The 13,957-nt window shown below is 31.6% G+C and carries 8 protein-coding genes; 4 read left to right on the top strand and 4 right to left on the bottom strand.

The features are described 5' to 3' along the window. Position 1: 1 nt before the first annotated feature. The 4 genes from DG508_RS19370 to DG508_RS19350 form a co-directional block, all read right to left on the bottom strand. Entirely contained in the window at positions 2-664 is a 663-nt protein-coding gene (locus DG508_RS19370) for an HAD family hydrolase (RefSeq protein ID WP_108869817.1), read from the bottom strand. Positions 665-733: 69 nt separating this feature from the next. Continuing rightward, positions 734-2,518 carry an NAD(P)/FAD-dependent oxidoreductase gene (locus DG508_RS19365; RefSeq protein WP_108869815.1) on the bottom strand — a complete coding sequence of 595 codons (1,785 nt, stop codon included), beginning with the start codon at positions 2,516-2,518 and terminating at the stop codon, positions 734-736. A 757-nt stretch (positions 2,519-3,275) separates the two neighbouring features. Further along, on the bottom strand, positions 3,276-3,647 hold the full coding sequence (locus DG508_RS19355; protein WP_108869811.1) for a response regulator transcription factor: 372 nt from the start codon (positions 3,645-3,647) through the stop codon (positions 3,276-3,278). A 6-nt stretch (positions 3,648-3,653) separates the two neighbouring features. After that, on the bottom strand, positions 3,654-6,362 hold the full coding sequence (locus tag DG508_RS19350) for an ATP-binding protein (protein WP_108869809.1): 2,709 nt from the start codon (positions 6,360-6,362) through the stop codon (positions 3,654-3,656). A gap of 501 nt (positions 6,363-6,863) precedes the next feature. Here DG508_RS19350 and DG508_RS19340 point away from each other — a divergent pair. The 4 genes from DG508_RS19340 to DG508_RS19325 all read left to right on the top strand — a co-directional run bounded on the left by DG508_RS19340 (position 6,864) and on the right by DG508_RS19325 (position 13,688). After that, entirely contained in the window at positions 6,864-7,163 is a 300-nt protein-coding gene (locus tag DG508_RS19340; protein WP_108869805.1) for an ArsR/SmtB family transcription factor, read from the top strand. Between the two features lie 707 nt (positions 7,164-7,870). Continuing rightward, positions 7,871-9,589: an L-lactate permease gene (locus DG508_RS19335; protein WP_108869803.1), complete on the top strand. Its 1,719-nt coding sequence runs from the start codon at positions 7,871-7,873 to the stop codon at positions 9,587-9,589. 32 nt (positions 9,590-9,621) lie between these two features. Continuing rightward, positions 9,622-12,423, top strand: coding sequence for an FAD-binding and (Fe-S)-binding domain-containing protein (locus tag DG508_RS19330; RefSeq protein WP_234418265.1), 2,802 nt, complete (start codon positions 9,622-9,624; stop codon positions 12,421-12,423). Positions 12,424-12,431: 8 nt separating this feature from the next. After that, positions 12,432-13,688: a hypothetical protein gene (locus DG508_RS19325; RefSeq protein WP_108869799.1), complete on the top strand. Its 1,257-nt coding sequence runs from the start codon at positions 12,432-12,434 to the stop codon at positions 13,686-13,688. Positions 13,689-13,957: the final 269 nt, after the last annotated feature.

The raw sequence follows: 13,957 nt of genomic DNA, 5'->3' as shown, positions 1-13,957 counted from the left end.
TTTAATAAGGAAATATAACTTGATATAGCTCCTCAAAACTATCAACCATATACTTTGGATCAGATGATTGTAGCATGGTTTTATTTCTATAACCCCATGTAACCCCGATACTATCTATAGATGCTTGTTTGGCAGTTTGAATATCAATTTCAGTGTCTCCTACATATATCAATCGTTTTGTAGAAACCCTCATTGTCTTCGAAATATTTAATATCCCTTTTGGGTCTGGTTTTTTATACCGTTTGGTTTGCCCCAGAATGGTATCAAATTTTATTAACGGGAAATAATGGCGTATACAAGCGCAGGTGAGATCATGCAGTTTATTAGATAGAATTCCTAATTTAACTCCTTTAAATTGAAGATTTTGTAGTGTTTTGTATGCTCCGTTGTAGACAAAAGAATGCTGTTGATAATGTTCTTGATATAAATTTTTGAATTCCTTAATTAATGATTCAAGATTTCCACTGGTTCTAAATTCAGGAGGTAATGCTTGTGTTATAAAGTGTTTGGTTCCTAATCCTATAAATTGAGAATACTGTTGTTTGTCATGAGTTGGTAAATGATATAATTCTAGTAAACGGTTCATCAAGATAGTATATATATCTAAAGTGTTAAGAAGTGTACCATCAAGGTCAAAAATGACTCCGCGATATTGTTTTTTCATATAGTGTATTTAAAACAACAACCCCCCAGTTTAGTTATCAAAAAGGGAGTTGTTGTAGAGTAGTATGAGTTAGTTTATAAATTCTTTTATTTTAGTCTTTGTTACAATAGCCATTCCTTGTAGAATTAAGTTTTTAAGCAATGTTTTTTGCGCTGAATCCATCTTTTTTTCTAATTCTTTATAGATAATAGTATTGTCTTTTAATAATAAATAGAGCGCTTTACCATTAGTTTGATGGTTTATAAAACGTACCTCTTTATTTCTACTAAGTCCTTTTTTGGTAAACCTGTAACAAGAGATTAACGTATCTGTTTCTGAAAGAACAGCGTTTGCATTAAGCAAAGGATCTTTCCAATAAGTAGCTATTGCTTTTTTTTCCTTTTTAGAGATATCAACAGAGGGAATGCTTGCTTTAAAACCAGGAACATTGATAGAATACCCTTTTCTTATATAGATTCCTTTATGCAATGAAATTTGGTCTTCAGGTTGAGGCTCACACTTATTCAACTCAGAAAGCTTTCTTAAAAACTTTCCTTTTGTGTCTAAATCTTCTTTTTTTAAAGAACCAGAAGTAAGTATAGTAAGCAAATCTTGATTGAGAGAGGTATCGACCAATGCATTAAATGTTTCATCTTTGATACCTAAGTCAGAGCTTAGCATATTTCTATTATTCCAAAAAACGCTTTGAGGATTGTGTTTAGCAATTGCATAATACCATTGATCTATCGATAAGGCAAAAGAATGAGCTATTTTGTGCCATTCTTGATCATAATCATACCAAATATCATTTTTAGCTTCTAAAGTTAATGTTTGATTCTCTATCGTCTCTCTGATTAGCAAAGAAGCAGTAGATGCCATACCGCCAGCAAATGCTACTCCCGATGAAAAAAGAGGGTCAACAAAGTAGGCAGAATCTCCAACCATAATCCACCCCTCATTGAGGTCACAAAATTTCTCTTGAATCATAGAGTAATTGGATACGATTTTGGCTTCACGAGATATTGGTTTGGCATCTTTAATCAATTTATCAAGCCTAGGGATTGTTTTAATAAAATCAAAAAGCTCTTTAGGATTTTTTAAATCTTTACCTAGAGATTTGATCAGTTTTGGGTCTGTAACAATGCCTAATGAATGTACAGTTGTATGTTTGTTATCTATAATTTTAGGAATAGGGATATACCATACCCAACCATGTTCAAAAGCAAAACAAGCTATTGGAGATAATTGATCTTTTCTAAATATGTTCCAATTTCCTTCTAAATCTTCTGCTGGTTTTCCTGATGTAATATGAATCCATGCAGCTAGATTTTTATAATTAGAAAGAAAGCTTTTTTTAGCAGAAGGGATTACATTGTTTTTTCTGCCAGAAGCATCTACAAAAATAGAGCAGTTGATTTTCTCTCCAGACTCGAGTTTAACATATCTATTGCCTGAAGTAGGGTGATATGTGGTAATCTTTTTTTCTTCAAATACCGATACTCCTACTTCTCTGGCATGGTCTAGAAGGATTTTATCAAATTCTGCTCTATCTGTATGTATTGCCCAACGATATACCTGATCTTCTAAATAGTTTTGCATATCAAAAAAGGTGGTCTTGGGTGGGGTATGATCCCAATCAAAAATTCCTCCGTATTTTTTTATCCAGCATTTACTGGTTATTATTTTTTGCAAAATACCAGCTTCCTCTAGAATAGGAATTATTGGATGAGTAAAGGACTCACCAATCTTATCTCTAGGAAATTTTTCTTGCTCAAAAATAGCGATGTTTAGGTTACTTTTCTTTTGTAATAGGGCTCCTAATATTGATCCAGAAGAGCCACCACCCATAATTATAATATCATATTGAGTTTGCATAATATATTTCTAGGGGACAGTTATTATAAAATATGTACGCTCTCTAAATTGACGTTTTTTATTATCTCAGGGGTATTGTATGATAATGCTATCTTAGATAGTTTTAAAAGGTTAAATTTTATGACAATGGTGAAATTTTTTTCTGGCAATGGGGTAATTGCCTTTTTTTGAACTTTGAGTTCATGATATGATAAATTCATTGTTGAGTTTTTAGGTTTTAAGATTGTAAGTATCATATGAATCCTATTGTTAAGGATTGAAAATACCTATGGAAAATAATGGGTTATTGATCTCATAAAGTGCTCGTTTTTTAATTAGACAAAATAAATGTTCATATTTTTCGAAAAAGTTTAAGTAGTTAAATAAAATTCTAGAATTATTTTCTTATGTTATACTTATGGGTAAAACGTATGATAACTGTGTTATTTTTGTATTTTGTAAAGTTAGTTTGTTGTAAGCTATGTAGTTGGGTGTAGTATTGGTGATTGAATTAATACATGTAATTATATGTATATATAGATATAGTTTAAGAATGGGGGATTTGATAGTAATGTATTAACCTGCTATTATCCAATAGGGTACTTATATAAATGATAATAAATGAGCGTACTAAACTGGCTTAGGTTTGTAAAAAAATAAGCTTGGATGTGTTATATCTAAATTAGAGTTTTGATATAAGTAAAATATAATGTTATTGCTGGTAAGAATTAATTAAGCAATGCTAATTTTTTCTGTACAGACCGTTTTGAACGAATAGTTATGCATCTAACAAAAAATTAATTCTAGATAAAAGTTTCTCAGTAGAGAAGGGCTTTACAATGTAGTCATCACCACCTTTAGAGTATCCGTCTTTCTTATCATTTATTTCTCCTTTGGCGGTGATAAAAATAATTTTCGTGTCTTCTAGGGCTTTATCGTTACGAATTAAGCTAGAGAATTCAAAACCGTCAATGAATGGCATCATTACATCCAAAAGAATCAAGTCAGGTTTAAACTCTTTAGCTATTTCGAGGCCTTTTTTGCCATCATATGCCTTTTGTGTATTATAACCTCTAGCAGAAAGAATACTATCTATTGCTAAAACTATAGATTTTTCATCATCTACGATCAAGATCTTTTTATGAATCATTCTTATCTAATTTTTAAAAGGTAAAGTTATTAAAAACTTAGTATATACATTAATTTCACTTTCTACAGAAAGAATACCCTTATGGTGTGCTACAATTTTTTTGGCAATAGATAATCCCAGACCACTTCCTTTGGGTTTATTTTTTTGTTTTTCGTGTTGAATTTGCACAAAAGTGTTGAATATTTTTTCATGGTCCTCCTTAGCAATACCTATTCCATTATCTTCAATACATATAGTAATTGTATGCGAGTCTATAATTGAGGAAATCTCTATTTTGTGAGTATCTTTTTCTGGATCATAAAATTTTATAGCATTGATAAAGATATTAATAAGCACCCGTTCTAAATGCGTTTTGTCTGCATGAATAAGAGTGTTATTATGAGAAAAATGATTTCGTATTACAATACCCGTATCTTTTGATATAGGAGAAACTGCATTGACAGCATTAGAAATAATTTCATGTACAAAATAATCCTCAAATTCCCAGTTTAATTGTCCTAGCTCTAATTTTTCTTGTAGTAGTGTATCATCAATAAGATCACTCAATCGCTCACTTTCTTGGATAATAGTTTTGAGAAAAACATGTTTTTGATCCTCATAAAGAGCAGGTTCATGATATAGCATTTCAGATAATAAACGTATGGATGTAATTGGTGTTCGTAATTCATGAGAAATAGTTAAAATAAACTCATCCTTGATCTGATCAATTTCCTTTAATTTCTCATTACTTTCTAGCAATGTCTTTTGGATACGTTTGAGTTCATCTGATTTTACTGTAAGCGCTTTGCTGTGAGTAATAGCATCTTTGGTTTCTTCTAATATTTCTATAAGCTCTTTACGACTTAGCGGTTCTTCATTAAGTAATTTAGAGATTGCTATTCTTGCAGATATATTTCCTATATAGTCGGATAATATATTTTCCATATAATCCACAAAGTGAATTTCTAAAATATCATTGTTACGGTATTTCTTTTGATACTTTTTGTCATACTGATCAACATACATATTGGTGTTTTTTGAACCAATAAACTTGATGATAAGTTCATATAATTGGTAGAAATATACTTTTTGATATCGGTTTCTAAAACGGTATTCATTAGGATCTTTTATATCTATGAATTTATTTGCCTGCTGTATTTCTATTCCTTTTGGAATCGTAAAAACTGATCCTATAATATAGAAAAAAATATTAAGCGTAATGCTCCAAAAGAAACCATGAGAAATAGGATTAAGATCCTCTAAACCTAATAATGCATACGGTTTAAGCAAAGAAATACTAAAAGGTCCGTTTGATAATATTGATAGACTATCAATGAGACCACTTTGAATAAAAGCAGGAAATAAGAGTGTGTAAGACCATATAAAAAAGCCTACGATAATACCAGAAATAGTACCTGTTTTATTTGCTTTTTTCCAAAAGAGACCACCAAAAAAAGAAGGAGCTAATTGGGCAATACCCACAAATGAAATCAAACCTGTTTCTACAAGAGTAGAACCTTCGCCGATTATTTCTGTATAGGTATAAGCCGATAATAAAACAATTGGAATACTAATTCTTTTACAAAATGAAATTACCTTTTGAATTTTAGAGGTAGAGAATGTTTTTAAGTGATTTAATATAAAAGGAATAAAGATATTATCAGAAAGCATTTTTGATATAGCGATCGTTTCTACAATAATCATTCCTGTAGCGGCAGAAAACCCACCTAAAAATACTAAAGTAGCCAGAAGGTTATTACCACGGTCTATAGGGAAACGTAAAACGTAACTATCCGCACTAAAACTAGTATCAAAAAAATACAATTTACCTGCAATTGCAATCGGAACAACAAATAGAGTCATAGCCAATAGATACAATAGAAATACCCAAGAAGCTTTATCTACATGTTCTTCATTTTTATTCTCAAGTGCAATAAGGTGAAATTGCCTAGGAAGTAACATAAAAACAAAAAATGATAATATAATTAATGAAAACCAATCCCAATATCCACCTTCTAGACTATCTTGAATATTTGCTACAGGACCAAGAATATCTTTTGCTGTAGCTTTAGAAAAAACATCACCGAATCCATTAAAAATAAAATAAGTAACATAAACCCCAACAATAATGAATGCTATAAGCTTAAAAATAGCTTCAAAAGCAATTACAGATACCATTCCTTCGTTTACTTGTTCAGACCTAGTATTTCTGGTTCCAAATAGAATTACAAATAGAGACATGATAATGGCTACAAACAGAGGTATTTTGTTAGACACTGAATTTTGAACAGGAGAATCAATTAAAATATGAAAACTCGTAGAAATGGCCTTAAGCTGAATCGAAATATAAGGAATGATAAAAATAAAAACCATAATGGTAATTAGATTACCAAGAAATTTGTCTTTTCCGTAGCGGGTAGCGATAAAATCAGAAATACTACTGATTTTTTCACGTTTACAAACTCTAATTATTTTTTTAAACAAAATAACCCATAAAGGAGCAAGTATAACAGGACCAATATAAGTAGTAATAAAGCTAATTCCCGAAGTGGCAACTTTACCTACATTTCCATAAAATGACCAAGCTGTAAAATATGTTGTCAAAGACAATGCATAGACAAAGTGATTATTTATAAGGCTTTTTTTTGTCGATCTCTTATCTCCATAATAAGCGATACCAAAAAGTAGTGCCAGGTATACAATACAGATAGGAATAATCAACCACAGTGAGATCATTTCTTATCATGGTTTATAATGTAACGAATGATTAAGATTAGCAATAAACTAAGTGTATAAAAATAAATATATATAAAAGGAATGTGGCCAAATATTAGAACAGTATCAATAAGTCCAATAAATGGAAAATTAAATAAAAAAAAGAAAAATAAGGCAACTACGATCAGCTTAGTTTTTCCTATAGTTTTCATTATTGAGTATTTTGAATTATTCAAATATAGCCTTTATCAATTAAATGTAATATATCTTTGTAAGTAACGAATTGTATTTGAATGTATCATTTTTTTATTTTGAGTAAAAGCTAGATAATTATTTTAGGAGAAGGAGATATCTAGAATAAAAAGATAAGTTTTTATTCAATGATAAAAAGTTGAGATAAGTTCTTTATGTATATTTGAATCTATAAATAGTTACTATCTAAAATATTCAAATAACTTTGTAGCAGTTACTATTTTTAATAATTATGATAGTATCATTAATCTATAAAAACGATATCGTAGAATGAAAGAAGATCTTACAAGTTTTCAGGTTTTGGATAAAAGCGCAGAAATACTAAAGGTAATTGCTCATCCTATACGACTTGCTATTATAGAATTATTATATAAAAAAGGAGAATCCTCTGTTACCGATATTTATCAAGGATTGGATATAGAACAATCTGTTGCCTCTTATCATCTTAAAAACCTAAGAATGGTCAATGTAGTTTTATCAAAAAGAGAAGGTACCAAAATTTACTATTCTATAGAAAATGAGAATGTAATTCAGATTTTTCATAATATTTCTAATTTAGGACAGATGTAGTTTTTTTACATAAAAAGTGAATGTCCTTTAACTTTATTTCAGTTGCTTTAGCCCCCCATGTCTTTTTTGGTATTTAACTACAATTAGTTGCATGCTAGGAACAAAGTGAGCAATCATTTTCTTATTCTATTAAATACATCTTTTTTATAGTAAATACTTGTTGGTAGTACAAGTTATTCGTCGTTCAACCTCGTTTCTTTTTTTAATAGTTCATCTTAAGTGATTTAAACAATATATAGGCACTTTATTTCATTAGTGTGTTTTTAAGGATTTATTAAGTAATTAACAAAATATTTACATAATATATGTGAATATTTGCATATATTAATATTTGTATTTATTTTCGAGCAAATATTAGTCTAAATACATTTTTAAAACTTTTTTGGGGAGTTAATTATTATAGAGCTTTTGTTGAATTACTTTGTAGCAAATCATGCTAAAAGATGTTTTTACAGAAACAATTTTAGGGGAAATTCAAACCATATTAATGCGATTTTATACCATAGCATTAAACAAAAATTATGGAAGACGATTCTTAATAAATTGGTAATACGACCTCTCCACTTTAACAAATTACTGTTTGAAGGAGTATAACTTGAAGTTTTTTTTGAGTTTTAAAAATTCATTTTTTGATCTTAAAAATGAATCTAAGTACTGAGTGTTTTTGGGTAGATATTTCTTTTAAATAGTAATTTAATTAAAGTAATATGGATTTAGGATTACAAGCATTTTTAGCATTTCTGCCTATTTTATTGGCAGGTATATTATTAGTAGGGTTTAGGTGGCCTGCCAAACGAGCAATGCCTATTGTGTTTGCTGTTACTGTTCTCATTGCATTTTTGGGTTGGGATATGTCATATAGCCGTATTATGGCATCTACTTTTCAAGGATTAGGAACAACAGTATCTATTCTGTGGATCATCTTTGGAGCCATTTTATTATTAAATACATTGAAGTATTCTGGAGCTCTCAAAGTAATACGTACAGGTTTTACAAATATTAGTACCGATCGTAGAGTACAGGTTATTATTATTGCTTGGCTCTTTGGTTGTTTTATAGAAGGAGCCTCGGGTTTTGGTACTCCCGCAGCAATTGTTGCTCCCTTGCTTGTAGGTTTAGGTTTTCCTGCAATTACAGCAGTGGTGATTGGTATGATGATTCAATCTACCCCAGTCTCATTTGGAGCAGTAGGTACCCCTATAGTTATAGGTGTAAATGCAGGTTTGAAAACAGAAAGATTATCAGAACAATTACTAGCCGCAGGAACAAACTGGGATAAGTTTTTATTATTAATTACATCAGAAGTAGCAATCATACATGCTGTAATAGGAACCTTTATACCATTATTGATGTGTATAATGATGACCCGTTATTTTGGAAAAAATAAATCATGGAAAGAAGGACTATCGATAGCCCCATTTGCCATATTTGCAGGATTAGCGTTTACAATTCCGTACGCAGTTACAGGCATTTTTTTAGGACCAGAATTTCCTTCACTTATTGGTGCTCTCATAGGGTTGGCTATTGTAGTTCCCGCAGCTAGAGCCAAGTTTTTATTACCTAAAGATTCTTGGGATTTTGCTCCATCAAGTGAATGGCCAGCAGGATGGATGGGAGATTTAGAAGTGAAATTAAATACACTTACCGATACCAAAAAAAGTATGTCATTGGTAAAAGCGTGGTTACCATACCTACTATTGGCCATTGTGTTGGTATTAAGTAGAATTCCAGAATTAGGAATCAATACATTTCTAAAAAGTGTAACAATCTCGATTAAGGATATTATGGGAGAACAAGGAATTAGTACTTCTTTTGCTCCTTTATATGTACCAGGAGGATTAATGATCATTGTAGTAGTAATTACCTATTTCTTACACGGTATGCAACCCAAAATGATGTCAAGTAGTATTAAAGAATCTACAAAAACACTTATGGGAGCAGGGTTTGTCTTGATGTTTACCATACCAATGGTTCGTATCCTTATCAACTCAGATGTAAATGGGATGGAGTTGTCTAGTATGCCGATAGCTATGGCAGAATGGGTTTCTGTTACAGTTGGTAATATTTATCCTTCATTTGCAGCTGCAATAGGAGCTTTAGGAGCTTTTATAGCAGGTTCAAATACAGTATCCAACATGATGTTATCTCAGTTTCAGTTTTCGGCAGCAATGAATTTGGTATTGCCAGGATCTGTATTGGTTGCTTTGCAAGCAGTAGGCGCAGCAGCAGGAAATATGATTGCAATACATAATGTTGTGGCAGCTTCAGCCACTGTAGGATTGCTTGGTAGAGAAGGAGCTGTATTACGAAAAACGATTATCCCAACTTTGTTTTATATCATTTTTGCTGGAATTATAGGAGTAGTAATGCTACACTTTTTTGGTGTTACTGATGAGTTATATACATATTTACAATCTATAAAATAGAAAGGGTGCTTAAAAACCAATATAAACTGTATTTGGAGCGTATTTCAAAACGTGTAGATACAAAACGAATTCATACCAGTAAAGCAAAAACTCTCGCTTTTGGAACAGATGCTAGTTTTTATAGATTGATACCAAAAATGGTAATTGATTCAATAACTATAGAAGAAGTATCATTTTTGATTGCAGAAGCATATAAATTGGGGCTTCCTGTCACTTTTAGAGCAGGAGGAACCAGTCTTTCTGGCCAAGCAATTACAGATTCTATTTTAATTTTAACCGCTAACTACTGGAAAGAGTATGAAATTCTAGATAATGGAAATAAAATAAAATTGCAACCTGGTATTATTGGGGCTAGAGCAAATATATATTTAAAACCATATCATCGAAAAATTGGGCCTGATCCAGCCTCAATAAACTCTGCGATGATCGGTGGTATTGCGGCAAATAATGCCAGTGGAATGTGTTGTGGGACAGCCCAAAATTCATACAATACTGTAGCCGATATGTGTATTGTATTTTATGATGGGACAATTCTAGACACCTCTTTAGAGGAAAGCATTGCAGATTTTAAAAATAAACATAAAAATTTGTATGATGAGTTATCAAAATTAATAGTGGTAACCAAGAACAATAAAGCACTTAGCAATAGGATTCGAGAAAAGTTTAAAATGAAAAATACAACAGGGTATAGTTTGAATGCCTTGGTAGATTATAATGATCCTATTGAAGTGATAAAACACCTTATGATTGGGTCAGAAGGTACGCTGGGTATGATAGCAAATATTACCTATCATACAGTAATAGAGCACTCACATAAGGCCAGTTCTTTGATGATATTTGAAGATATAAAAACAGCCTGTGAAGCAGTGATATTACTTAAAGAATCCCCTGTTGCTGCTGTAGAATTAATGGATAGAGCCAGTTTGCGATCTGTAGAAAATATGGAAGGAGTGCCTAATTATTTACCTACACTAAGCAAAGGAGCATCTGCCATATTAGTAGAAACAAGAGCCTCAAATAAGGAGGTTTTAGATAGTAATATTCAAACAATAATCGATGCAGTAAATATACTCGAAGCAGAAATACCTATTAGATTTACAGACGATCCCAACGAATATTCACAATATTGGAAAATACGTAAAGGGTTGTTCCCATCGGTAGGAGCGATTAGAAAACTAGGAACTACAGTAATTATTGAAGATGTTACTTTTCCGATACATCGTCTTGCAGAAGCAACATTAGATTTACAAAAGCTATGTTACACTTTTGGGTATGATAATGCGGTGATTTTTGGTCATGCATTAGAAGGAAACTTACATTTTGTATTCACTCAAAGTTTTGATACAGAAGAGGCATTAAATCGGTATCGAGGATTCATGGAGGAACTTGCCATATTGGTGGTAGATAAATATGACGGAGCTCTTAAGGCTGAGCATGGTACAGGGCGAAATATGGCTCCGTTTGTAGTTAAAGAATGGGGAGAGACTGCATTGGAATTAATGAAAAAGATTAAAAATATTTTTGACCCAGAACAAATTCTTAATCCAGGAGTAATTCTTAATGATGATGATGAAATTCATCTTAAAAATTTGAAACCGCTACCTGCAGTTGATAGTACTATCGATAAATGCATCGAATGTGGTTTTTGTGAATCATCCTGTGTTTCTCATCAACTCACTTTTTCTCCAAGACAACGAATTGTTTTACATCGAGAAATAGCACGATTGCATGAAGAAGAAGAAAAGAATGAAGCAGATGCGCTAGAAAAAGAAATAGAATATGGTTTTGATCAAACTTGCGCTACAGATGGTTTATGCGCTCTCGCATGTCCCGTAAAAATTGATACAGGTGTTTATGTCAAAAAAATACGAGCAACCAAGAAACAAAATAACAGTATCGCTCAATTTATAGCCAAACATATGGATACTGCTATAACAGGAGGTAAAGTAGGACTTAGTTTAGGACATAAGACAGCATCTGTGCTAGGAGATATACAAATGAAGAAGCTTGTGAAATCTGTTACATCTTTTACCGGTACATCGATTTTGTGGAATTCTCAAATGCCCAAAGCATCAAAATTTAAAAAATTAGAAAACCATAATATTACAACAAATGCTTTAAAAGTAGTGTATTTCTCAACTTGCATTAACCGTACAATGGGGTCTAGCACTAAACAACAAGAAGAGCAAACAGTTTATAGTAAAACTCATAAACTACTGAATAAAGCAAATTGTGAAATCGTTTATCCAGATAAATTAGAAAATCTTTGTTGCGGTATGGCCTATTCTAGTCAAGGATATCAAAAAGCCGCAGACATAGCCAGTTTACAATTAAAAGAAAGTTTATTGAGAGCTAGTGATAATGGTAGGCATCCTATTCTTTGTGATATGAGTCCTTGTTTATACACAATGAAGCAAAGCTTAGAAAACGCAGGTCTTAAAATGTATGATATCACAGAGTTTACATTGAAATATTTAAAAGAAAGATTATCCTTTATACCAGTAGATAAAGAGATTACTGTGTTTTCTGTATGTAGTTTAAAGAAAATGGGATTGAGTGATAGCCTCTATGAGATAGCAAAGTTATGTTCTACAAAAGTATATCACCCAGAAACGAATTGTTGTGGTTTTGCAGGAAATAAAGGATTTAATGTGCCTGAACTTAATGCTCATGGATTGAGAGATGTAAAAAATAATGTTCCTAAAACAGTAAAGCAAGGATATGCTACCAGTCGTACTTGTGAAATCGGACTATCTACCCACAGCGGTATTGATTTTCAATCTATAACCAATCTTATTGATGAAGCTACACAACCAAAATCACTAAACAAATAGAGATAAATATGAAATCTAAATTTCAAATCAAATTACTTTTTATTGTATTAATTTTTGCAAGCATAGGGAGTCGGGCACAAGAACAATCACAAGAGAATAAGCTATCAGTAAAATTAAGTGGATTTGTCTGGTCAGAAACTATTTTTGACACAAGGCAAACAGTATCAGCAAGAGATGCAGATGTGATATTATATCCAAAAGAAGAGGTCCTAGATGCGTATGGTAAGGATATTAATGATGCTTCAAGTTTTAATATGATTTCCATTCATTCTAGAGCAGCGCTACGTATTACGGCACCAGATTTTTTAAATGCTAAAGTATCTGGTCTTATAGAAGGTGATTTTGTTGGAACGTCTAATGATAAAATAGGATTGTTTCGTTTGCGCCATGCAATGGTAAAACTTAATTGGAGAAAGACAGAGTTGTTATCAGGGTTTTATTGGCATCCTATGTTTCCTGTAGAAGTGTTTCCACAAGTAGTTTCATGGGGAGGGGCAGCGCCGTTTCATGTTTTATCACGTAATCCGCAAGTACGATTTAGTTATATGCCTAATTCTTCAACTCGTTTTTCTATAACAGCGCTTTCACAATTAGATTTTAAATCAAACGGACCAAATGGAGTCTCAACAGAGTATATTCGTAATGCAGGGATTCCTGAAATGAATGTGCAATATGTTACTGGGCTCAATAAAAATTTACTCTTTGGGGTAACAGCGGGATATAAGTGGTTAAAACCAGCTCTGAGTTTTACAAACCCTAATGAAACAGTTGTAAAAACAGATCAAAAGGTAGGGAGTTATCATTTTAATGCTTTTACAAAAGTAAATTTACATGGTAATTTTTTGCGTGCTGGTGCAATTTATGGTCAAAATATGTTTAATTTTTTGATGATAGGAGGGTATGCTGTAGAGAATATTACTGATAGTAAAATCGATTATACAAATATTGCTACAGGTTCTTATTGGACAGATTTTACATTGAAACCAATTAAGGAGAAGTATACCTTTGGGATCTATGCTGGATATAGTAAAAATTATGGGGCCGATGCAACTATTAATGGAGATATATATGCAAGAGGAACAAATATTGACTATATGTATCGAGTAGCTCCTAGGCTAGTTTATGGTAAAGGAAAATTTAAAGTAAGGGGTGAGGTGATGTATAATGCCGCTGCATATGGTACACCAGATGCATCATTAAATTTTACAAATTCTAATGAGGTAGCAAACGTGCGATTTTTATTGGCTACTACATTACATTTTTAGATATAATACAAGCAAGCTTATCTACAAAAAGCTTCTTGTATTTATTTTGAGATTTCAAAAATACCCTTCTCTTTTTTAAAGAGAGGGTATTATCTATATTTTGAAGTTTTTATCAAAAACATAATAAATTTTAAATGATCTTGCTTGTAAACTTAATGGTTTGTAGTTGAGCTTCTTTACATATGTGGTTTGATAGTAGTAATATTTATAACATTTAATTATTAGTATCTTTATCAAATATTAATAGAGAAGTATAAATTTCTATTTGG

Source organism: Aquimarina aquimarini (assembly GCF_900299535.1).
Lineage (GTDB): Bacteria > Bacteroidota > Bacteroidia > Flavobacteriales > Flavobacteriaceae > Aquimarina > Aquimarina aquimarini.
The sequence above is the reverse complement of the archived record's forward strand: the minus strand, read 5'-3'. Positions and strand labels throughout refer to the sequence as shown.

Excerpts from the sequence above, each read along its gene's own strand:
- DG508_RS19370 (WP_108869817.1), bottom strand. The coding sequence starts at position 664 with ATGAAAAAACAATATCGCGGAGTCATTTTTGACCTTGATGGTACACTT.
- DG508_RS19365 (WP_108869815.1), bottom strand. The coding sequence starts at position 2,518 with ATGCAAACTCAATATGATATTATAATTATGGGTGGTGGCTCTTCTGGA.
- DG508_RS19355 (WP_108869811.1), bottom strand. The coding sequence starts at position 3,647 with ATGATTCATAAAAAGATCTTGATCGTAGATGATGAAAAATCTATAGTT.
- DG508_RS19350 (WP_108869809.1), bottom strand. The coding sequence starts at position 6,362 with ATGATCTCACTGTGGTTGATTATTCCTATCTGTATTGTATACCTGGCA.
- DG508_RS19340 (WP_108869805.1), top strand. The coding sequence starts at position 6,864 with ATGAAAGAAGATCTTACAAGTTTTCAGGTTTTGGATAAAAGCGCAGAA.
- DG508_RS19335 (WP_108869803.1), top strand. The coding sequence starts at position 7,871 with ATGGATTTAGGATTACAAGCATTTTTAGCATTTCTGCCTATTTTATTG.
- DG508_RS19325 (WP_108869799.1), top strand. The coding sequence starts at position 12,432 with ATGAAATCTAAATTTCAAATCAAATTACTTTTTATTGTATTAATTTTT.